Raw genomic sequence first — 22,710 nt, forward strand, 5'->3', positions numbered from 1 at the left:
TTCATCAAAAAATAAATGTTTATCTGTTAATCCGAGTAATTTTCTAGTATGATTATCCATTGAGAGACTCCTTTGGTAGGGTGACGTTTTGGTCGACTAAATTTTACCAAAAGTGAGTCTCTTTTTGAGTTGAAACGAAGAAAAAAGTGTTAGTAGAAAATCGCCTTCGATTTTCCACCAACACAAAATATTATAGAACCGAATTTTTGAAAGGTTCTGAGGCTCATTATGTAGCCTCAGAACCTCTTTTTTACCAAAAATGTTAAAAATTATTAATAATTGTGATTTTTAAATAAAATATTAGTTGATTGTTCTATACTATTGATAATTATTAAGCAAGTGGGTGATAGTGATTGAAGGAGTATGAAAGTCAATGGGTGGTGCGAATTGTTGGTATCGTTGCGGGGGCAATGGTCTTTTTCATGATTATTTATGCTTACTTTGGTTCACATTTTTATTTTGGGTCGGTCGTGGCGAATGTACCTGTGGGCGGGTTGTCCGTTCAGGCGGCTGAAGAAAAAATTCAGCAAGAAACAAAGCAGGTGGAAATTAAGCTGAAGGGGGAGTATCAAACAATCAAACTTCAAGTCGCTTCGCCGTATAAGATTCAAAAGGATTATTTGAAGAAGAATATTCGCCGAGGAGAATTCAGTCTGCCCATCAAAAAAGGCGCAAAAGATCGATTAGCTGAGGCAATTAACCGCGCCTCCTTTCTCGGGGGAAAAGAAGCGCAAAATGCCAAAATCATTTATACCAATCAAAAATTCGAGATCAAGTCAGAAAAAAGCGGCACAGTGGTAGATTCTACGCGACTGCGCAAGGAACTCTGTGAAGCCTTTGAAGAAGGAACACTACAAACAGAATATGAGTTAGCCAATTATTATCGAGAACCTGAGATTACAACGCAGGAGTTGAATCGGCAAAAAATCACCCAGAATTTGGAAATGGTCAGGAAGCGTAAGATAAAACTAAAGCTGAACAAACAAACCATTCCCCTGACTGAACAGCTGTTGGCCGCTTCAGTAGATGATCAGGGAAATTTTGACCAAGAGCTGATAATAGCGTGGGTAGCAGATTTGGAACGGGAATATTCAACGATTTACCAATCGGTGGATTTTACAAATGTCCACGGGCAACATCTGCGTTTTAAAAATGTGGGGAATTACGGCTGGTTTATTGATATTAAACAATCGGCGAAGAGAATCGCTGAAAAACTAAAGGAACCCGATACTAAAGTTATTCAACTGGTACTCAAGGGCGATACAAAAAAACAACCCCTACATGTTACAAAAAACTACATAGAAGTTGATTTAGATAATCAAAAAATGTACTGCTTTGACAATGGCAAGCTAGTAGTCGAGACTGATGTGATTACAGGCCGCTACAATAAAGGAACGGCAACTGTTCCCGGTTTTCATACGGTGATGGACAAACGGCGAAACGTTGATTTGAGCGGTGTCTTAACAAATGGGGATGGTACCTATAATGTGCCTGTTGATTATTGGATGCCGTTACTAAGCTATGGTCAGACGATTACTGAGATAGGTCTTCATGATACAGATCATAAGCTGCAGTATTTCGGTCAGCCCGGCGCCTTTAAAACGGATTTGGGAAGCTATGGGTGTGTCAATACACCGAAATCTGAAGTGGCGAAAATTTATGAGTATAGTTACATCGGAATGCCTGTTTTTATTTATGGCCATGCTTATGATGACGCGCCAGGTGAATGGGACAAACCAGTAGAGTATGGAACAGAAATCTAAAACAGAGGTTGTACCAGAAGTTATTTGTGGAACACCGTTTATTCAGAAACAGGAGCCATGACAAATTTTTGGTCACGGCTCCTGTTTTTTATTTTTTGCAAGTTGTAAAAATGATTTCCTGCAAATAAAGCAGTTCAAGCTTTAAAAGATAATATTGTCCTTGATCAGCTCGATATTTTTGATAAATATTTTATGGTCATGCATTTTGATCGCACCACAGGTTTTTAGTTGATGCATGATCCGGCTGACGCTGCTGGCAGCATTGATACCGCAAAAATGGGCAATTTCTTCGTTGGTCACTACGAAGTCGATCAAGACCCCATCTTGGTATTCTATGCCAAATTTGTCGTAAAGGTCATAGATTTGGCTGCATACAGCCCCAAATTTGCCATTCATTAACATTTGCTGAGTTCTCTTCATGGATTTCATCAGCCGTTCTCGGTAATAGTTTTTGACATAGATTTGGAGTTCACGATTTTGATTGATATCTTTCCAAAATTCAACGCGGTCAATCTGGTAGAGTTCGGCCTTTTCGGATTCTATCCGAATATTGAAGGGAGCGTCGATGAATTGAGAGTACTCGTCCTTTAACAATGACACTACTTCGAGTTCATTGATGTATTCCAAATTGAATTCGCGACCATCTCTGGAAACGACACTCGTCTTGATGACGCCGCTTTTCAAAATGTACACATGATGGTCCTGAATTCCTTCATAGAGCAGATACTTTTTGTATTCTTTACTAACGATCGGGAATTTTTTTTGTTCTAAGTAGTTTGTTAAAGCTGTATTATCCAATTTTTCTTTATTCCTTCCATGAATTGTTGAAATTTTCATTGACATTTTATCACAAGTAGACGTTTTGTTTGATTAAAAGGCTAGTTAAAAAAGATAGTAACAAATGTTAATGTCCTTTTTTGTTAAAAAAAATTTACGTCTTTTTTTAATATGAAAGCTGATTTCCCGCTGTTTTTTCTATCCGTATAATCAATCAAGTAAGTCGAACAACCCAAAGCGTGATCAGAAAATTTGAAAGAAAGAGAAGTGTTTATTATGAAAAAATGGACAAGCGCAATGATTGAACGATTGGAATCAGCCTATCAGGTACGATTTGAAAAAGAGGCGGTACTGGTCTTTTTAAATGATGCGTATCAAAATGCGTTGATGTTGAGGAGAGATTATTCGTTTGAAAATGACGAAAGTCTGGCCGCCTTTTTATCAGCTTTTGACTATACGCGGGATTTATTTATTAGTCAGGCGGTGGATCGTTATCCATCAAATTACAATAAGGTCGCAGAAAAAATCTCAACCTTAAAGAAGTTAAATGAGCGTATCGCATATTAATGAGAGTAGGTAATGAAAATTAAGGAAGAAAAGTTATTCAATAAAGGATTTATCACCATCACGATTATCAATTTTGTAGTCTTTTTAGTCTATTACTGTTTTGTTGTGATAACGGCAAAATATGCAACACAAAGCTTAGGGTCAACCACCGCTCAAGCGGGCTTCGCTGTCGGTATTTATATTATCGGTACACTACTGGCACGGTTGTACATTGGCAAGAAATTGGAATTATTCGGCCGACGAGCGGTTTTACGCTATGGGGCATTGTTTTACTTAATCACGACTGCTGCATATTTGATCAGCACCAATATTTTTATTTTAGATGGCGTACGGTTTTTAAATGGCTTTGGTTACGGAGCGGTTTCTACTGCGGCTAATGCGATCGTTACTGCTTATATTCCAGAGGCTAAATATGGGGAAGGAATCAACTATTATGGATTGAGTACCAGCTTAGCAGCAGCGATCGGACCATTTATCGGGTTACTGCTGCTACCGATGGTTGGTTTTAAAGCGATCATCCTTCTTGCGGTGATTCTCGCCTTTGTTACGATGCTGGCCTGCTTCAAATTTGAAGTAAGTAATATCGAATTATCAGAGGAGCATCGTGCTCGAATCAACACCTTTAGCTTAGAAAGTTTTGTTGAACTGAAGGTTTTATTTATTGCGGGAATCGCCTTTTTGATTGGGATCGCCTATTCCAGTGTCCTAGGCTTTTTGTCTATTTATGCCGATCAATTGCACTTAGTTACGGCAGGCGCCTTTTTCTTTGTGGTTTATGCCTTGGTGGTTACTCTCACAAGACCGATGTCTGGAAAAATTTTTGACAAGCATGGAGAAAATTCTGTGATGTATCCAAGCTTTATTTGTTTGACGATTGGCTTGATTCTTTTAGCCTTCACAGGCAATGCTGTTGTCTTGTTAATTGCCGGAGCGTTTGTAGGTTTAGGCTACGGTACTTTTATGGCAAATGGTCAGGCGGTGACCTTGAAGCTGGTTGAAAAGGCTCGAATCGGTGTCGCATTATCGACGTACTTCATTGGTCTTGACTTAGGCTTAGGAGTAGGACCTTATTTATTAGGAGCCATTAAAGGAATCCTAGGGACTTATCAGCATATCTACATCTTCTGTGCGATCATTCCATTGGTTGTAGCGATTTTATACATGATTTTTTATCATCCAAAGAAATCTGTGGATGCGTAAGAAATAGGAACAAAAAAGGCTGTGCCAGCTTGCTTTGGCACAGTCTTTTTTGTTAAATTTTATTCAGTTTTTCATGGATGACTTCGGTTAAATCATAATTCTGGTTTAGTTTGGCATAATAATCGGCTTGCTTTAATAGTTCGATTTTATCGCTGATGTTTTCTTGAATGATCGCTTTTTCGAAAAATAGCTCTTCTAATCCAGTAGTCACGTTTACCTCTAATAAGGTTTGAATACCTTCGTCGCAAAGTGCATTAGCTTTTTTTTGGTTGCCGCGATCGGCGTAGAAGCAAGCTGCCTGGTAATAGGATGGACCTAATTTTAATTTTGTATTCATTTTTTCCTCCATTTGCTCAGCGCGTTCAAAATAGATGCGTGCGCGTTTTTTTTCTTCGTTTACTTGATAACAGGTGGCTAATCCTTTAAGTACTAGCAGTTCATACCTTTTTTCATCACGAAAAAAGGTATAGGCGCGTTGAAAGTAATGGACAGCTTTTTTTGTGTCGCGCTTGCCAAATAAATTTGCGTAAGCGCGAAAATACAATAGATGACCAACGATTCGTGCATTTTGATATGAAATTTTCTTGCCATAGGTATTCAATAAAAACAAAACACTAGAGAACTCTTGACGTAGATGCAGACAACGAACAATATCCAACAAAGAAGTTTCCGTTAAAAGAACTGTATCTGGGAAAGCATGATGGTATGGAACATCCAGTTTCATACAAAGATCGAGAATGACTTCTAAAATGCCTATGTTTTTGTCTTCGATCAACTCTAAGTCAGCCGGAGAACAAATCGTTTTGAAGTCTTCTCGCGCTATACCCGCCTTCTCGCGCTTTTGTCTGATGATATCTCCATTCACGTTCATGATTGACCTCCTACGAATAACGCTTTCATATTAATTCTAAAGTCTTTATTAGAAAACTGCAATAATAATATTCAAAAAAACCCTTTTTTTTAATTTATTTTCCTATAAATTGAATTGAATGTTTATTTTATCTTTGTTATATCATTTATTTAGGTCGAAAAATCATTTTCTTAAATAATCGAATAATTATAATAAGAGCGGCTGGAATCAGAGGGGATTGAAAACAAAAGAACGCTTGCGTTTCAAGGCAAATATGATAAACTGTTAAAATACTATGAAAAGGAAGAGTGATTGTGATGAGAAAAATGAATGTTGCAATTGTCGGCGCGACTGGCGCAGTAGGAACACAAATGATTAAACTATTAGAAAATAGCACCTTGCCCATTGGCACTGTGAAATTTTTGGCTTCGAAGCGCTCCGCTGGGAAGCAACTTTCATTTAAAGGCGAAACTCAAACAATCGAGGAGCTAGTTCCAGATTCATTTGAAGGAATCGATCTGGCCTTATTTTCAGCAGGCGGAGGAATATCGGCCAAATTTGCACCAGAAGCGGTCAAACGCGGAGCGGTTGTAGTAGATAATACGAGTCATTTCCGAATGGACCCTGAAGTACCATTAGTTGTGCCTGAAGTAAATCCTGAAGCTCTGCGGGCTCATAAGGGGATCATTGCTAATCCCAATTGTTCAACGATTCAAATGATGGTGGCGTTAGAGCCGATCCGACAGGCTTATGGGTTAAAACGTGTGCTAGTTTCAACCTATCAGGCGGTATCTGGTGCTGGAAATCAAGCAATGGAAGAGTTGAAGCAGCAAACTCGCGACTTTTTAGCTGAAAAGCCTGTAGATGAGTGGAAAGCAGATATTTTGCCTTGCGGAGGAGATAAAAAACATTACCCGCTGGCCTTTAATGCTTTGCCGCAAATCGATGTATTTACCGATGATGGATACACCAACGAAGAGTGGAAAATGATCAACGAAACGAAAAAGATCATGGAGGACGATTCGATTAAGGTTTCAGCAACCTGTGTACGCATTCCTGTTATGAGCGGACACTCTGAATCCGTTTATATTGAGACGGAGAAAACGGCGACAGTGGATGAAATCCAAGAAGTCATTGCTAAAGCGCCGGGTGCCGTATTAGAGGATGATCCAAGTCAGCAGATCTATCCGCAGGCCTTGAATTGTGTTGGCAAAAAGGAAACGTTTGTCGGACGTATCCGCAAAGATCCAGATGAGGAAAAGGGTGTCCATCTGTGGGTAGTTTCAGATAATCTATTAAAGGGTGCAGCTTGGAATTCCTTGCAAATTGCGGAAACAATGTATGAAATGGGACTTTTAAAGTAAGTGAATAGTCAAATTCTCAGACCTGTGACGTTTGGTGTCGCAGGTTTTTTTTGACATCAAAGGAAGGATTAAATTTTACGGGTCGATTTGAAGACGGAACAGCTTAACGTGCCCTACGATGAATATCCTCACTTGCGATACCTGGAGTAGTATCACAAGTGAGGATATGTTTGGCTGAAAGTTTGTTTTTAGGTGAAGTTAATACAATCAGCGTGTTGGTAGATTTATTTAGAAAACGAAACGGCTTTTATTTATTCGCCAAACGTTCTTTTAAATTTATTTTCTCACCTCGCTTTCGTAGATCATAAAATTCACCGATAGCTGTGAAAAATAAATCATTTGAAGAGTTAACTGCTGTTTCAACAGAATCTTGCACGACACCAATAATGAAACCAACACCAACGACTTGCATGGCAATGTCATTAGAAATTCCAAACAGGCTGCAGGCTAATGGAATTAATAATAATGAACCTCCAGCAATTCCTGAAGCGCCACAAGCAGACAATGCGGATAATACACATAAAATTAACGTTAAACTAAAAGGCACATCGATTCCTAATGTATGAACAGCCGTTAGGGTCATGATAGAGATAGTAATTGCCGCACCTCCCATGTTGATGGTTGCACCTAATGGTAAAGAAATAGAATATGATTCTTTTGTTAACCCTATGCGTTTTGCCAGCATCATATTGATTGGAATATTTGCCGCAGAACTTCGAGTGAAAAATGCTGGAATAGCACTTTCCTTTAAACAAAACCAAACGAGAGGATACGGATTTTGTCTAATTAGTACAAACGCTACTAAAGGATAAACAACTAAATCAACAATCAGCATTGTCCCTACCAGCAAGAGCAGAAGACGCCCATATTGCATTAATCCAGCAAGTCCAGTTGAAGAAACTGACTCAAAGACTAGACCGGCAATACCCAACGGTGCCATAGCGATAATTAGCTGAACAACCCCCGTAATGGCTAGAGAAAATTCATCAATAACTTCCTTAACAGAGTTTTTTCGTGTACGTAAGGCAAAACCAATTAGAGCCGACCAAAATAGAACGCCTAAATAATTTCCCTCAATCATTGCCTGCAATGGATTTTGAACAATGTTATTTAGAATAGTGGTCAATACATCGATTAACGCTTTTGGTGCTTCTTGAGAACCGGAAACTTCTTGCAAGGAAATAGTTAGCGGAAAAAGATAACTAGCTAATACTGCAATTGTTGCGGCTAATAAGGTAGTAAATAAATACAAAGAAATAATTGGCTTAATGTAGGTTTGAGTCGTTGATTGATGCTTTGATATAGAGGCCATGATTAATACAAATACTAATAATGGCGCTACCGCTTTTAAAGCCCCAACAAATAGACTCCCAAATATTGCAATGAAGCTCCATTGAGGAAGAAATATTCCTAATAAGCCTCCAAGGATAATACCTATCACAATTCGCTTGATTAACGAAAGCTGCTTGAAAAAATCTAACAAAACAAGAAACCCCTTTTCATTTTTTAATTATTTTGGCACTATATGGCAATTAAAGTTTAATTGAAATAAAGGGAACCTGCAACCGTTTCTTTAGAACCATTTTTAGCAAATAACAGGCTTGCTAGATTGGTTGGTAACTCTGAGAATCATTTGTACGGTTGAGCATCTCAAGTCAGCGATTTTTTACAGTTGAACGAAGATTTACGTGACAGTTTCATCTAATTCGTCTCTCATTCATTCGGCTTAACTCTCCCTATTTTTAGAAAAACATGTATAATAACTAATGAGTATAGGCACAGACCGTACTGATTACGGGGTCTGAGTAAGCTAATATAGATAAAGAAACTAGAGAGGTGGATATTTTGAGTACAGTCAAAATAATTCCCTTCAGCGGAGTACGTGAAAATGGTAAAAACATGTACGCGGTTGAAGTGGATAATGATATTTTTGTCCTCGATTGCGGACTGAAGTATCCAGAAAATGAACTATTGGGAATCGATGTTGTGATTCCTGATTTTACCTATTTAATTGAAAACGCGGATCGCGTGGCAGGGGTCTTTTTGACTCATGGACATGCAGATGCGATCGGAGCGTTGCCTTATTTCATATCTGAAGTGGCCGTGCCGGTCTTCGGAACTGAATTAACGATTGAGCTGGCAAAACTGAATGTGAATCAAAATGAAGAAAGTAAAGGATTCAAGGATTTTCACGTGATTGATGAGCATACCGAGATTGATTTTGGGACTGCGGTTATCAGCTTCTTCCGGACGACCCATACGATTCCTGATTCTGTCGGGATTAGCTTGAAAACAGCTGAAGGCAGTATCGTATATACTGGTGACTTCAAGTTTGACCCAACATCGATCCCAATGTATGCGACAGATTATCGTCGTTTGGCTGAAATTGGTTCGGAGGGTGTTTTGGCATTGTTGAGTTCTTCATCGAATGCAGAAAATCCAATCCAAGTGGCTTCTGAACGGGAAATCGCCAGTGAAGTCTATGACACCATCAATGAGTGGAACGGACGAATTATCGTAGCGTGTGTTGCCAGCAACCTGCAGCGGGTTCAACAAATTTTAAATGCGGCAGAAAAGGCTGGACGTAAGGTAGTCTTGACTGGACAAGATTTGGATCGCATCATCAAAACAGCGATGCGTTTGAATAAGCTTGAGGTACCAGAAGATATTTTAGTCACAATCAAAGAAATGAAGAAATATCAGCCAGAAGAACTGATCATCTTAGAAACAGGCCGTATGGGCGAACCAATCAAGTCGTTGCAAAAAATGGCCAATCGCTCACATCGCAACTTGAAAATTGAAGACGGCGATTTAGTCTATATCACGACGACGCCAACGATCGCAATGGAAACCACGGTTGCGAAGACGGAGGATATGATCTATCGTGCCGGCGGAATCGTAAAAAGCATCTCTGAGAACTTACGGGTTTCCGGTCATGCCAATCCTCGCGATTTGCAAATGATGATGAATTTCATGTCACCGAAATATTTCATTCCGGTCCAAGGGGAGTATCGTCAATTAGCTGCTCATGCGAGCTTAGCAAATGAAATGGGCATTCCCTTCAAGGATATTTTCATTACTGGCCGCGGAGATGTTTTAGAGTATAAGAATAAGCATATGAGTGCTGCCGGCAGTGTACCAGCGGACAATATCATGATCGACGGAATCGGTGTTGGAGATATTGGCAATATCGTCCTGCGGGATCGTAAAGTTTTATCGGATGACGGGATTTTTGTGGTCGTAGTGACCATTGATCGTAAACTGAAAAAAATCGTCTCTGCCCCGCAGATTACTTCACGTGGCTTTGTCTATATCAAAGCAAGTCGTGATTTGATCAAGGAAAGTGCCGAGATTACCAGCGAGATCGTTGAAAAGCATCTGCATTCCGATGATTTTGAATGGAGTAAATTAAAGCAGGATATTCGTGATCAGTTGAGTCGTCATTTGTTTGAACAAACGAAACGTCGTCCAGTGATCTTGCCGGTTATTATGGAAGCCAATCAACGACGCGGACGCCGCAAATAGTTGAAGCCGTAAACTCTCCAATCAATAAACGATTGGAGAGTTTTTTTAATACTTACTACTCTGTTTTTTTGCCAAAAAGGAGTATGATTAAGGTGTCAGTAAATGTAGAGAGGGCTGGTCATATGTTAGAAAAACCATTAAAGTGTCCAAATTGCGGCACACATTTCTTTGTTGATGAAGTATTGAATGTTCAGGAGCATCCGAAAGAAGCGATGCCGGTTGAATGTCCGAATTGCCACCATATTTATGAAAAAAGGATCACCAACGGCTATTTCATGACTTTTGAAGATCGGGAACATGGAAAATATGAGGAAGAAGCGGGAGAGTAATCTCTCGTTTTTATTTTTGCAATGCGTGTCACATTCATGGCAGCATGAGTGAGCTGTGTCATCCATCCAGCAATTTCTATTGATCGAATTTATAAAAAAGGGCGGGAAATTAAACAGTTCGAGCTACAAGGAAAGTCGATGGTTACTTTGATGGTAACGGTTGACTTCTTTTTTTTCGAACACTCTGTTATACTGGTTTTGCTAAGCTGTACTAATATAATAGATAAATGTTATAGCGGGAGGAAATTATGGCGACAAAACACGATCTGATTTTAGAACATATTGAGAGTCTGCCGGTGGGAGAACGAATCTCTGTCCGCAGCATTGCTAAAAATTTGCGCGTCAGCGAGGGAACAGCCTATCGTGCAATTAAAGATGCTGAAAATATCGGTTTGGTCTCAACGATCCAACGTGTTGGGACGATCCGTATTGAACGGAAATTGAAAAAAAATATCGAACGCTTGACCTTTGGCGAGGTGGTTCGAATCATTGAGGGAGAAGTCTTAGGCGGCTCTAATGGTTTGGACAAGGATTTGAATAAGTTTGTCATTGGTGCGATGACAGAAGAAGCGATGCGCCGGTACATCACCCCAGGCTCGTTATTAATCATCGGAAACCGTGAAGGCGCTCAAAAGCTGGCTTTGCAGGACGGTGCAGCAGTCCTAATCACCGGCGGCTTTGATACGACACCTGAGATCGCCAAGCTTGCGGATGAACTAGCTTTGCCCGTTTTAAGCACGACCTATGATTCTTTTACTGTAGCAACGATGATCAATCGGGCGTTGAGTGATCAATTGATTAAAAAAGATATCATGCAGGTCAGCGATATCTACATGCCGCTTGAAAAGACCGTCTATTTGCAAGCAGGGGATACAATCGCGAACTATCATCGATTGTCTGATAAAACCGGACATTCACGTTTTCCAGTTGTAAATAAAAGCATGCGGGTTTTAGGAGTTGTGACAGCCAAGGACGTTTTAGGAAAAGCTGAAAATCTAATGATTGATCGAATCATGACGCGAGATCCGAATGTGGTGAAGCAGAGTATGAGTGTGGCTTCGGTCAGTCATCAAATGATTTGGGATGGACTTGAAATGATGCCGGTAGTAAAAGATGATCTTTCTTTAGTAGGAATGGTCAGCCGTCAGGATGTCATGAAGGCGATGCAGCTCGTTCAGCGTCAGCCGCAGATGTCTAATACGATCTCTGATCAAATCGTCGGTGATATCATTACAGTTGATACAGACCGAGAAGAGAATCAGTTAGAGAATCCCTACTTCAAATTTGAGGTCACCCCTCAAATGGTGAACAGTGTCGGGACGATTTCTTTTGGCGTATTGAGTGAGATTGTAGCGAATGTCGCCCAACGAAGTATTTTGCTAGATCAGCGGCGCAATACCTTAATCGAGCAGATGAATCTGCATTATTTACGACTGATTCAATTAGAAAGCGAAATTGAGATTCATTCAAAAACATTAGAACTAGGCCGACGTTCAGCGAAGGTCGATTTGGAGGTTTTCATTGACAATGTGATTGTGGCTAAAGCAATCGTAGTCTGTCAAGTGATGGAACGTTCTTAGAAAGAGGAAGAGCATGACAATTACAGAAGAAATTTTACAAATGATTAAACAATACGATCGGATTATCATCCATCGTCATATGCGACCTGATCCAGATGCCCTTGGCTCCCAGTGCGGACTTGCGGAAATTTTACGTGGGTCTTTTCCAGAAAAGGATGTGTATCAGGTGGGCGGTCCAGTTGAAGGGTTGGCCTTTTTAGCTGAAATGGATGAGATATCTGATGATCTATACAACGGTGCTTTGGTAATCGTAACAGACACGGCAAATGCGCCGCGGATCAGTGATGACCGCTACAGGTTTGGTGATAAGCTGATCAAGATCGACCATCATCCGAATGATGACCCTTATGGAGACTTGCTGTGGGTCAATACACAAGCCAGCAGCTGTAGTGAGATGATTGCCGATTTTGCGTTTGCTGAGAATTTAACGGTGACCGAGAATGCAGCTCGTCTATTATATGGCGGAATTGTTGGGGATACAGGACGCTTTTTGTATCCAGCGACTACCTCTCATACGTTGCAGGTAGCGGCGAAATTATTGGATTTCGGCTTTGATGCAACGAGATTGAATCGTGAAATTGATCAAATCTCATTAGATGTGGCGAAGCTGTCAGGCTATCTTTATCAAAATCTGCAAATTGATGAAAATGGTGCCGGTTATGTCTTTTTGGATCAAGCGATTCTAAATAAGTATGGTATTAAGGATTCTGACACGGCGGCGCTTGTGCCGCTGCCAGGAACAATCGATGCTGTGTTGGCATGGGCAATCTTTGTGGAGCAGCCAGAAGGCTATTATCGAGTTCGGCTTCGCTCCAAAGGCCCGGTTATCAACGAATTAGCTAAACGTTATCATGGCGGGGGCCATCCCTTAGCCAGCGGAGCAAACGCGAAGGATCAGGCGATGTGCCAGGACATCTATCGTGAGATCCAAGTATTGTGCAAAAATTACAACCAAGATCGATTGATTTAAAAAAATCTAGAAATAGCTGTGAACAAAGGTTGTTTCATGATTGATACATTAATACTAGGCATGGAAAGAAACGTAAGGTGTTTCCTTGGGCTTCTTTCCATGCCTTTTTGACTTGAGGAAAGTATAAAAATTTTTATATGAAAAATACTTTACGGCAGGTGTATCCACGTCCGGCTTCACGAACGAGCTTTTCTGCGTTAGCTGCGCATAAAGTTGCTGCTAACCTTCATTCCGGCAATCATCTCACTAAGACTGCTGGGGATTGGTGCTCAAAAGCTGAGCGTGTGCGTGAAGTCTTTCTTATTAAGCCACAGACGTACATCCAGCGTGAAGGTAGTTGAAAGAAAACAATCCAAATCATTGTCAGGTTTTGAGGTATGAAGCGGTAAAGCAAGACTAATTAACGAATATATAAAAAGTGAGTTTATATAAAGTTTTTAAAATTACTATATTTCTTTATTAATAACTAAAATTCAATTTAGGAAAGTTTTTAATATATAAAATGTCATTCTTCAAATTCTTTAGAATTTTTAAAAAAAGATATTTCGGCTTTCTATTTACAATACTCTTTTCATTGTTATATTATTATGAGTGTTAAAAAATGAAAGCGCTATAAATACGGAGGGGTAGACAATGAATGTGGCAAAACTAGCTGAGAGACAGTTATTTCTAATGAAAGCTGAGAATTTGGAGAAACGAGTACGCGCCTACTATGCTCAAACACAGGATGTGGATTCCTTGATTGAGTACGGAGTCGCGATCCTTGTACGGAGCTTTTTCTGCATAGGAAGCTTTTCGGAGCTGATCCAAGCCTTGATTCAAGAGGTTTATTTTACAGTTGAACCAACTGCTGTCATGCGCCAATATTTGCCCTATTTTGAAGACTATTTCACCGAAAACGAATGGCAAACAGTAGTAAATCGCCTATTTGGCAATCATACAACCTACCTTGCGCAAACGGAAGAGGCGCGTGTAAATAAAGGCTATTTAGAACAAACTGGGACACTCGATAATCGGATTGAGGGTCTTGTTTATCGTGTAGAAGCCGTTTTTGAAGATACTATTGGGAAAAAACACAAGTTGACGATTCGTGATACCGACTCCACTTTTAGTGAATCGCAAACGATTCAAGTGTTGAATATATTGACGACCTTGAGTATTTTTGACACAGCTGATGTGCGGAAATACGAAACCTATGTGAGTTATCAAACACCGGGAAAAATCATTGCGACATCTCATAATTCCCGTCAAAAAACCAAACCAACAGCGAAGGAACCGGAAAACATCGCTGCTGAACAACCCCCAGAAAAAGAAAAAACGGTAGCCGCGACTAATAAAAAGCAGTCATCTGCATCAGTATCTACTTTGCCTAAAGAAGCGACGAAGCAGACTGCTTCAAGTAACAACACTTCTCTAAGGAAAAATACTACCCTGAAGAAAAACCAATCAAGCCCTACGAGTCTGCCGAAAAATACCAACACGTCCGACAGTCCGTCGCCGAATCCTGAACTGAAGAAAAAAGCATCTGGGAATAAAGCCAATGAGCTGTTGGACCAACCAGATACGTCTTATAAACGTTTAGGCAAAAGTGAAGAACAGATTCAGAGCAATCGAGACGGTAGAAAGCTGAAGAATAGAGTGAATAATGCGCTGGGGCGGAGTAAGAACCGGAAAAGGAACAAAAGGAAATAGCATGCTGTTTTGGCGGTGCTACTCTGTTTGTTGGTAGCGAAAGTTTACGAATCAGCGAGCTTTCTGGGTTGATGCATTCTAATAACGTGGATTTTTTAGGAAAGACTTTTCAAGTTCCAGATTTTCCGCTAAACTAAATGTTTAGAGAAAATAAATTTATTGGAGGAAAAGTATGCCAAATTGTCCTATGTGTCAGTCAGAGTACACTTATGAAGATCGCGGCTTATTTGTTTGCCCAGAATGTGGTCACGAATGGTCTGAAAGCGAAGATGTGGAAGAGGGATTAGTCGTTAAAGATAGCAATGGCAATCCATTGCAAGACGGTGACAGTGTGACCGTTATTAAGGATTTGAAAGTCAAAGGTGCTTCTGGGGCCATCAAACAGGGAACGAAGGTTAAAAATATTCGTTTAGTTGAAGGCGATCACAACATTGATTGTAAAGTCGATGGCTTTGGCCCCATGAAGCTGAAGTCTGAATTTGTTAAGAAGTTATAAGCTAGAGAGATTCTTAGAGCCGTTTTCATAAAAAATTCATGGCTTTCATGCTAAACTAAGCTTAGGAAACTGTTTATTTCAAACAGCACAATTATCTTTGATTAGAGGAGAATGTTTATGTATGGGTATGGAACATTTTATAATTTTCTAGATCCCACGTTTCTATTAGTTATCGCCGGACTGGTCATCTCTGGACTTGCTTCTGCTTATGTCAATTCGACGTTCCGCAAATACGATGAGTTTCGCAGCAGCAAGGGTGTTACAGGGACTCAAGCAGCTGAATACATTTTGCGCAGTCAAGGAATTACAGATGTCGGAGTCCAGCAAATTGCCGGAAATCTGACCGATAATTATAATAGCGGGAATAAACTGTTGAGCTTATCTGAAGCAACGGCACAATCGACGTCGGTGGCCGCTATTGGTGTGGCGGCGCATGAGTGCGGACATGCCGTGCAGGATGCCAAAAATTATTTTCCGTTGAAATTACGGGCAGCGATTGTACCTGTAGCCAATATCGGTTCGACGCTTTCTTTTCCATTGATTATGTTAGGTGTCATTATGAGCTGGAACCAAACATTGATTAATGTCGGGATTTTGGCGTTTTCATTAGCGCTAGTTTTTCAGCTTGTAACCTTGCCCGTCGAATTTGATGCATCAAGACGTGCATTGAGTATTTTGCGTGAAGGAAATATGCTGGCAGAAGATGAACTGGCAGCCGCTCGAAAAGTTTTAATGGCAGCTGCGCTGACTTATGTCGCAGCAGCATTAGCAACATTTCTACAATTATTACGACTGGTATTGCTTTTTGGCAATCGGAGCCGCGATTAAGAACCGACGACTTGTCGGTTTTTATTTTTTTGTGTTCAAGCCTATGAAGCGTGCGCTTTCAATCACAAGTAGTTCTTATTACTGATATTTTTAAGAGTGTGGTATCATTAAATAAAGGAGCTGATACCATGAAAAGATCGACCAAAGTCAAAATCGGAGTAGGCGTCATTGTCGCAGCCAGCACTGCTACTGCTGTAGTCGCTTCTGGGAAGCTAATTGAAAAGGCTCGTCATGTTTCGAATCGCTGTAAAGTAAAGCGTTTTGTGAATGCTAAGTTTGACGGCAGTGAAACACTGCTAGCGATCGTTGATAAACTTTCAGATGAAGATTTAGATAACATCATGAGTATTTTAGACAAGATCAAGAGCGGAAAAAAGCGCGTATCGGTCTATGGTGATTCCATCAAAGATACGACCGAGGATTTGAAAGACCGATTGATGGATTTAGTAGACAAAGTAATGTAAGAAGATGTGCCAGTGATGGCGCATCTTTTTTTGCTGAAAAACTTATGCTAAAGTAAGTTGATCAGCAATCAAGAGAAGTTAAGTGAGGAAAGAAATGGAACGTGAAAGTCAGTTGACGGAAGAAGAGAAAATATATTTTATGGAAGAAGCGATCAAGGAAGCCAAGAAGGCTGAAGAAATCGCGGAGGTCCCGATTGGTGCGATCGTTGTCCATAAAGGAGAAATTATTGGTCGCGGCCATAATTTACGAGAGCACAGTCAGGATGCGACAAGTCATGCAGAAATGTTTGCTATTCGCGAGGCCTGTCGTCATTTGGGCAGCTGGCGATTGGAAGAGTGTCAGCTATTTGTTACGCTGGAGCCTTGTCCAATGTGCAGCGGCGGGATGATTTTGTCGCGGGTGGAAGAAGTTTATTTTGGAGCGTACGATCCTAAAGGTGGTACAGCGGGAACGTTGATGAATTTATTAACAGATGAGCGTTTCAACCATCGCGCGTACGTTGAGGGCGGTATTTTGGAGGCGGAATGTGGAACGCTATTGACCAATTTTTTCCGCGCCATTCGAGCACGGAAAAAAAAGACTAGCCAAAACGAGTAGAGTTTGTTATACTATTTTTTGCCGAAAGGCAGGACAATGCCGGGCCTGTGAATTGTGTCAGGTCTGGAAGGAAGCAGCACTAAGTAGGATCCGGCATGTGTCTGATATAGATGACATTACAGCAGACTTTTTGGTCTGCTTTTTCTTTTAACCAAATCAACAGGGACTGTCTGGATGGCAGTTCTTTTTTTATAGACTTTTTATAGAAAGTCAGAATTAATTGAAGCTCTTTCAAAATAAGCGTAAACTGAAGATATTAAATTTTGGGGGTGCGACGATGAAAGAGAAGCAGGCATTTCATATCAATGGGTATTTAGGTTTAGTAGGTTTAATTGTATTGGTAGCTGGGGAGTTTTTGCTGGCAGTACAAAGGAAAGTTTCGGCTTGATCTTTTTAGGCGTTCTTCTATGGATTATTGCTGGCTTATTTTTAAGTTCTTTAACAATCGTTGGGCCGAATAAAGCGAAGGCAGTCTTGTTTTTTGGAAAGTATCTTGGAACCATCAAAGCAAACGGCTTATTCATTACAACGCCGTTGACGCGAAAAATCCCGGTGTCTTTGAAGGTAAGAAATTTCAATAGCTCATTATTAAAGGTCAATGATTCTGATGGAAATCCCGTCGAAATTTCAGCAGTCGTGGTTTTTCGAGTGGTGGATACGGCCAAAGCGTTATTTGATGTCGATTACTATTTAGATTTTGTTGAGATTCAAAGTGAAACAGCGATTCGTCATATCGCGACGCAATATCCTTATGACACATTCAATGACGATGATTTAACGTTGCGAGGAAATACGACGGAGGTATCAGAAGAATTAGCTGAGGAATTACAAGAACGTTTAGCGATGGCTGGTGTTGAGGTAATCGAGACGCGTTTGAATCATTTAGCGTATGCCACTGAAATTGCCAATGCGATGCTGCAGCGACAACAAGCTAAAGCCATATTATCTGCCCGACAAACAATTGTTGAAGGCGCGGTTACGATGACGCAAATGGCACTGGAACAAATCGAAAACGGTCAGGACATTCAGTTTACAGATGATCGGAAAGTTCAGTTAATCAATAATCTGCTGGTTTCCATCATCACCGATAAAGGAACCCAGCCAGTGATTAATACAGGGGATCTATCAGAAAAATAGGAGGCCAGAGAATGAAGAAGTTATACATTAAACAGAAGGTTTTTAGTATTGGTGAAAAGTTCACCGTGGTTGATGAGGATCAACGGCTGCACTATTCGGTTAAGGGCAGCTTTATGAAGATTCCCAAAACCTTTAGTGTTGAAAATGAACAAGGGAAAGAAGTCAGTCGAATTACTAAGAAGACAATTAGTCTTTTGCCAAAATTTTTTGTCGAGATTAATGGGAAAGAAGCGATTGAGATTTCCAAACAGTTGAGCTTCTTCAAAGCGAAATACTCGATTTCAGCTGAAGATGTGACGGTTGATGGCAACTGGTGGGATATGGATTTTGACGTGTCACGAAAAGGACGAAAGATTGCGGAGATAAACAAGCGCTGGATTTCGTGGGGCGATACGTACGAGATTACGATTTTAGATGAATCATTAGAAGAGTTAATCATTTCGCTGGTTATTGCGATTGATTGTGTGAAGGAGGATGAAGCAGCAGCTTCGTCGGCATCAAGCTAAAGAAAGATACCGTTGTTGATTGCCTATCTTCAACAACGGTATCTTCTTTATTTAGAAAAGAGTGATTTCCTGCAGAGTCGGATTCTCAATCACGAGTAACTGCTCTTTGATTTTTAGACCTTCTTCACTCGAACCGGAATACCCGACCAGTTTGCCATTTTTCCCAATGACGCGATGGCAAGGAACGAGGATTGGCAAGGGATTGTTGCGATTGGCTTGTCCAATCGCACGAACAGCTCTGGGACTTTGAATTTTCTCAGCAATCGTCAGGTAGCTGCACGTTTCGCCATAAGGAATCTCTGTCAACGCCTGCCAAACTTTTTGCTGAAAGGCTGTTCCAGATGTAAAAGCATAGGGCACATTAAATTCCTTGCGAGCACCTGCTAAGAATTCCAAGAGCTGTTTCTTTGCTGTTTGTAGAATTTCTTGGTTGGCTAAGGGGCTTTCATCAATTGGTGTATAAGAAACCCCAATTAAGGCATCGGGACTAGCATCTAGCCAAATCGTACCGAGAATAGAGTCAAACTTCATACTTTCACCTGCTTTTTTAGCGAACGAGTTCGTTCAGCCTTCTTGAGCTATATGTTACTATAGATGGAACAAGAAGAGTTGAAAAGAGGTAGAATAATGGAAAAAATTATTCTTTTACATACCAATGATCTTCATTCCCATTTAGAGAATTGGCCAAAGCTTCGCCGTTTTTTACTGAACCGCAAACAGGAGGAAACAGCGAATAAGCGAATTATTACCGTTGATTTAGGGGATTTTGTTGATCGCTGGCATCCTTTGACAGAAGCGACTAATGGCCAAGCCAATGTTCAATTAATGAATCAAATTCATTACGACGCGGCGACTATTGGAAATAACGAGGGCGTGGGAAACTCAAAGGCGGAACTGAATCAGCTGTATGATCAGGCGAATTTCGATATTCTTTTAGATAATCTCTTCGATAAGCAGACCTTGCAGCCACCAAAATGGGCACAACAATCTAAAATTATTACGACCGAACAGGGAACGAGGGTTGGATTGCTGGCCTTCACTGCCCCCTTCCCACTAACCTACAATCCCAATGGCTGGGACATTCGCCAGGTTATGGATATTTTGCCAGATCTTGTATCGGAGCTTCGTCCGAAAGTTGATGTGCTCGTATTGATGAGTCATTTGGGAATTAGCGTTGATCGGCAAATCGCACGAGAGCTGCCGGCAATTGATGTGATTCTAGGTTCTCATACGCATCATTTATTTGAAACGGGAGAAAAGATTGGCGATGTGCAGCTAGCAGCGGCGGGGAAATACGGTTATTATGTGGGCGAAGTTCATGTGACACTTGATGATAAACACCGCATCCAGAAAACTTCAGCTCGTACCTTTCCTACAGAAAAGATGCTGGAGCTGCCTGAGGACCAAGAAGAAATTGACGGATACCTGACAGAAGGACACCGATTATTAGCAGATAAGGAAGTCGCGAACATTCCCTTTACCATGAGTACAAATCTGCAAACGGCGCATCCGATGATCGATTATACATTGGCCGCCGTAAAGGAAGCAGCTAAGACAGAAGCAGCCGTGTTGAACTCAGGATTATTTTTAACGGATATTCCTGCTGGGATCGTGAATCAAGATCAGCTGCACACAGCATTGCCGCATCCCATGCATCTAATCAAAGTAACACTGGATGGTAATAATTTGATTCGGCTGGTTTTAGAAATGGAAAAGAATCGCCATTTCTTAATCAATTTTCCTGTGATAGGGATGGGCTTTCGCGGCAAAATTTTTGGTCATCTGGTTTATGATGGCATCGAATATGATGGAGTGAATCATCAGGTTCGTTGGTTAGGAGAACCGGTTGATCCGGAGCTGGACTATACGCTGGCGACTGTCGATCATTATATGTTTGTTCCATTTTTTCCGACAATCGAAATTGCGGGGCGTTATGAATTTTTATTCCCTGATTTTATTCGCAGTGTTTTGGGGGACTATCTCCACACTCACTATCCAATCAAATAAAAACAAGGTATAATAGCAAACAGGTGGTGAAACGATGGCAAAAGAAAAAAGAGACAAAAAAGAACAGAAAAACAATTCAGAAAAAACAGTCACAGAAGAATTGGCTGAGGTCTTAGATGAAATCGTTGAGACACCCGCTGAAGAAAAGAAAAAAGGTGAAACCGTCGTATTTGTCGATGATAGTAATCTTTTGATTGGCGAACGCCAATACCGCTTAGTTAGAAATTATCGTGAAGGCTTTGATGCCGAACGTTTAGGTGAACGCTTTAGTGAGGTCTTGACACGCTATGATTACATTGTTGGTGACTGGGGCTATGACCAGTTGCGCTTAAAGGGCTTTTTCCGCGAAGACGATCGAAAAAGCTTACCGGAGCAGCGGATTGATACATTAGAAGATTATTTGTATGAGTACTGCAATTTTGGTTGTGCTTATTTTGTCTTGGAACGGACAGGCGGAAAACGCCAGCAAACGCGAAAAAAACGCAAACGCAAGCGGAAGGACAAATCTCAAGCATACGTGGAGGAGAAAAAAGTTCCAGTAACCAATAAGCCAAAGAAAAAACCAGTAATCAAAAACCGTCAGCCAAAAAAGGAAACACCTACAAAGACAAAAGAAAAAGACGAACGCTTTGTAATTCGTCAAAGGGAAGAGTAATAGGATGTACGAAGGATACCTGATTGACCTAGATGGAACGATCTATCGCGGAAGCGAGCCGATTCCTGCTGGTCGCCGCTTTGTTGAGCAATTGCAGGCGCGCCAGATTCCATTTTTATTTTTGACCAACAATACGACAAAAACACCAGAGACAGTAGCCAATCGATTGGCTAATGAATTCTCGATCCATGTGGGACCAGAGACAGTCTATACTGCGACACTTGCCACGATTGATTATTTGAATGATGCAAATAAAGGCAAGAAGGTCTATGTAATCGGTGAACCAGGCTTGATTGAACCGATTTTAGCTGCGGGATATGTCTGGGAGGAAGAGACACCTGATTATGTAGTGGTGGGATTGGACACGGACGTTACTTATGAGAAGTTTGTCGTGGCAACCTTGGCGATTCAAAAGGGTGCGACCTTTATTGGAACAAATCCTGATAAAAATATCCCAACTGAACGTGGTCTGCTGCCGGGCGCTGGCTCGGTGATTGCCATGATCGAAGCCTCCACGCAACAAAAGGCCATCTATATTGGCAAGCCAGAAGCGATCATTATGGAGAAAGCAGTAGAAACCTTAGGTATGGAAAAAGCAAATGTGCTGATGGTGGGAGATAATTACACGACCGATATCTTAGCGGGAATCAATAATGGAATTGATACTCTCTTGGTATTGTCAGGCTTTACTCAAAAGGCAGATGTACCGACTTTGCCAGTACCGCCGACTTATTTAGTGGACTCGTTAGATGAGTGGCGTTTCAATGAAGAATAAGTGGCTAGAACGCATTGGATTGATTTGCCTGCTAGTGACTTTGCTGACACTGGCGATTACGCTGACGATTAATGCCCGCTGGCTCTATCAGTTTGATATCGGACAGTTAGACTTGTTGGATTATACATCACTTTCTGAAAAAGAGCTGCTGCATAACTTTGATCAATTAATGCGCTATTTGAATTTGCCTTGGATAAAGACACTTAAAATGACAGACTTTCCAGTCTCATCTAGCGGCGCATTGCATTTTTATGAAGTCAAAAAGCTGTTCTTACTGAATTACGGCTTATTATTGGTAACAGTCGTGCCCAGCATACTTTATATACGTCAGTTAATGAAACAACAGTGTCTGTGGAAGCTGATCCAGCCATTCCGCATTGCGGTTGTTGTACCGATCGTGATCGCGTTTTTGATGGCAGTGAATTTTGATCGCTTCTTCGTGATGTTTCATGGGGTCTTTTTCAACAATGACGCATGGATTTTTAATCCGGCAACGGACCCGATCATTAATGTGCTGCCAGAGACATTTTTCCTGCATTGCTTCATTTTATTTTTTATCTTGCTAGAAATTTTTTATCTATTACCGATCTATTTTGGTAAAAGGGCATTAAAAAAAGAGCGTTAAGC

The 22,710-nt window shown here is 40.8% G+C and carries 22 protein-coding genes, 1 other RNA gene and 1 pseudogene; 20 read left to right on the forward strand and 4 right to left on the reverse strand.

The annotated features are described in order from the left end of the window. Positions 1–353 precede the first annotated feature (353 nt). Positions 354–1,763 carry a L,D-transpeptidase gene (locus OMU_RS09960; RefSeq protein WP_227131656.1) on the forward strand — a complete coding sequence of 470 codons (1,410 nt, stop codon included), beginning with the start codon at positions 354–356 and terminating at the stop codon, positions 1,761–1,763. 141 nt (positions 1,764–1,904) lie between these two features. Here the strand turns inward: OMU_RS09960 and OMU_RS09965 are convergent, their stop codons facing one another. Continuing rightward, complete coding sequence (locus OMU_RS09965; protein ID WP_370447994.1) at positions 1,905–2,600, reverse strand: Crp/Fnr family transcriptional regulator; 696 nt, start codon at positions 2,598–2,600, stop codon at positions 1,905–1,907. 216 nt (positions 2,601–2,816) lie between these two features. On the opposite strand from OMU_RS09965, the gene OMU_RS09970 reads away from it, so the two are divergent. Both OMU_RS09970 and OMU_RS09975 read left to right on the forward strand, forming a co-directional pair. Continuing rightward, positions 2,817–3,107 (forward strand): hypothetical protein, encoded by a 291-nt coding sequence (locus OMU_RS09970; protein WP_034875605.1) that lies wholly within the window; start codon positions 2,817–2,819, stop codon positions 3,105–3,107. Positions 3,108–3,119: 12 nt separating this feature from the next. Beyond that, positions 3,120–4,307 carry an MFS transporter gene (locus OMU_RS09975; RefSeq protein WP_016179800.1) on the forward strand — a complete coding sequence of 396 codons (1,188 nt, stop codon included), beginning with the start codon at positions 3,120–3,122 and terminating at the stop codon, positions 4,305–4,307. A 52-nt stretch (positions 4,308–4,359) separates the two neighbouring features. Here the strand turns inward: OMU_RS09975 and OMU_RS09980 are convergent, their stop codons facing one another. Beyond that, on the reverse strand, positions 4,360–5,178 hold the full coding sequence (locus tag OMU_RS09980) for a hypothetical protein (RefSeq protein WP_016179801.1): 819 nt from the start codon (positions 5,176–5,178) through the stop codon (positions 4,360–4,362). 296 nt (positions 5,179–5,474) lie between these two features. Here OMU_RS09980 and OMU_RS09985 point away from each other — a divergent pair, with 296 nt between their 5' ends. Beyond that, complete coding sequence (locus OMU_RS09985; protein WP_016179802.1) at positions 5,475–6,521, forward strand: aspartate-semialdehyde dehydrogenase; 1,047 nt, start codon at positions 5,475–5,477, stop codon at positions 6,519–6,521. Between the two features lie 247 nt (positions 6,522–6,768). Here OMU_RS09985 and sstT read toward each other — a convergent pair whose 3' ends face one another. Next, on the reverse strand, positions 6,769–8,004 hold the full coding sequence (sstT, locus tag OMU_RS09990) for a serine/threonine transporter SstT (protein WP_016179803.1): 1,236 nt from the start codon (positions 8,002–8,004) through the stop codon (positions 6,769–6,771). Between the two features lie 362 nt (positions 8,005–8,366). Between sstT and OMU_RS09995 the strand changes: the two genes are divergently transcribed. The 12 genes and pseudogenes from OMU_RS09995 (at position 8,367) to OMU_RS10050 (ending at position 18,646) form a co-directional block, all read left to right on the forward strand. Continuing rightward, a complete protein-coding gene (locus OMU_RS09995) occupies positions 8,367–10,046 on the forward strand; it encodes a ribonuclease J (RefSeq protein ID WP_016179804.1) in 1,680 nt (559 codons plus the stop codon). A gap of 92 nt (positions 10,047–10,138) precedes the next feature. Then, positions 10,139–10,375, forward strand: coding sequence for a hypothetical protein (locus tag OMU_RS10000; RefSeq protein WP_225844341.1), 237 nt, complete (start codon positions 10,139–10,141; stop codon positions 10,373–10,375). Positions 10,376–10,623: 248 nt separating this feature from the next. Beyond that, positions 10,624–11,955, forward strand: a complete 1,332-nt coding sequence (locus tag OMU_RS10005) for a DRTGG domain-containing protein (protein WP_016179806.1) — start codon at positions 10,624–10,626, stop codon at positions 11,953–11,955. A gap of 13 nt (positions 11,956–11,968) precedes the next feature. Continuing rightward, positions 11,969–12,925, forward strand: coding sequence for a DHH family phosphoesterase (locus OMU_RS10010; RefSeq protein ID WP_016179807.1), 957 nt, complete (start codon positions 11,969–11,971; stop codon positions 12,923–12,925). A gap of 633 nt (positions 12,926–13,558) precedes the next feature. Beyond that, entirely contained in the window at positions 13,559–14,617 is a 1,059-nt protein-coding gene (locus OMU_RS10020) for a hypothetical protein (protein WP_016179808.1), read from the forward strand. 172 nt (positions 14,618–14,789) lie between these two features. After that, positions 14,790–15,113, forward strand: a complete 324-nt coding sequence (locus tag OMU_RS10025) for a zinc ribbon domain-containing protein YjdM (RefSeq protein ID WP_016179809.1) — start codon at positions 14,790–14,792, stop codon at positions 15,111–15,113. A gap of 117 nt (positions 15,114–15,230) precedes the next feature. Then, a complete protein-coding gene (locus OMU_RS10030) occupies positions 15,231–15,941 on the forward strand; it encodes a zinc metallopeptidase (protein ID WP_016179810.1) in 711 nt (236 codons plus the stop codon). Between the two features lie 128 nt (positions 15,942–16,069). After that, on the forward strand, positions 16,070–16,405 hold the full coding sequence (locus tag OMU_RS10035; RefSeq protein WP_016179811.1) for a hypothetical protein: 336 nt from the start codon (positions 16,070–16,072) through the stop codon (positions 16,403–16,405). Positions 16,406–16,499: 94 nt separating this feature from the next. Beyond that, on the forward strand, positions 16,500–17,003 hold the full coding sequence (gene tadA / locus OMU_RS10040; RefSeq protein WP_016179812.1) for a tRNA adenosine(34) deaminase TadA: 504 nt from the start codon (positions 16,500–16,502) through the stop codon (positions 17,001–17,003). Positions 17,004–17,029: 26 nt separating this feature from the next. Further along, an RNA gene (gene ffs, locus OMU_RS22860) (signal recognition particle sRNA small type) lies at positions 17,030–17,113 on the forward strand. A gap of 167 nt (positions 17,114–17,280) precedes the next feature. Continuing rightward, positions 17,281–18,140: pseudogene (locus OMU_RS10045) on the forward strand (SPFH domain-containing protein). An 11-nt stretch (positions 18,141–18,151) separates the two neighbouring features. Next, complete coding sequence (locus OMU_RS10050; RefSeq protein ID WP_016179815.1) at positions 18,152–18,646, forward strand: LURP-one-related/scramblase family protein; 495 nt, start codon at positions 18,152–18,154, stop codon at positions 18,644–18,646. Between the two features lie 51 nt (positions 18,647–18,697). On the opposite strand, the gene OMU_RS10055 is transcribed toward OMU_RS10050, so the two are convergent. Next, complete coding sequence (locus OMU_RS10055) at positions 18,698–19,177, reverse strand: methylated-DNA--[protein]-cysteine S-methyltransferase (protein WP_016179816.1); 480 nt, start codon at positions 19,175–19,177, stop codon at positions 18,698–18,700. Positions 19,178–19,273: 96 nt separating this feature from the next. Here OMU_RS10055 and OMU_RS10060 point away from each other — a divergent pair, with 96 nt between their 5' ends. From OMU_RS10060 to OMU_RS10075, 4 genes are read left to right on the forward strand one after another with little or no spacing between them, the layout of a single operon-like run. Then, complete coding sequence (locus OMU_RS10060) at positions 19,274–20,653, forward strand: bifunctional metallophosphatase/5'-nucleotidase (protein ID WP_016179817.1); 1,380 nt, start codon at positions 19,274–19,276, stop codon at positions 20,651–20,653. Between the two features lie 34 nt (positions 20,654–20,687). Continuing rightward, complete coding sequence (locus OMU_RS10065; RefSeq protein ID WP_016179818.1) at positions 20,688–21,308, forward strand: YutD family protein; 621 nt, start codon at positions 20,688–20,690, stop codon at positions 21,306–21,308. A gap of 4 nt (positions 21,309–21,312) precedes the next feature. Continuing rightward, the gene (locus OMU_RS10070) at positions 21,313–22,083 is read left to right on the forward strand and encodes a TIGR01457 family HAD-type hydrolase (RefSeq protein ID WP_016179819.1); all 771 of its coding nucleotides are present in this window, start codon (positions 21,313–21,315) and stop codon (positions 22,081–22,083) included. Then, on the forward strand, positions 22,073–22,708 hold the full coding sequence (locus OMU_RS10075) for a TIGR01906 family membrane protein (RefSeq protein WP_016179820.1): 636 nt from the start codon (positions 22,073–22,075) through the stop codon (positions 22,706–22,708). The genes OMU_RS10070 and OMU_RS10075 overlap by 11 nt, the downstream gene beginning before the upstream one ends. The last annotated feature ends 2 nt before the right edge of the window (positions 22,709–22,710 follow it).

The sequence above is a fragment of the Enterococcus avium ATCC 14025 genome (genome assembly GCF_000406965.1).
GTDB classification, from domain to species: domain Bacteria; phylum Bacillota; class Bacilli; order Lactobacillales; family Enterococcaceae; genus Enterococcus_A; species Enterococcus_A avium.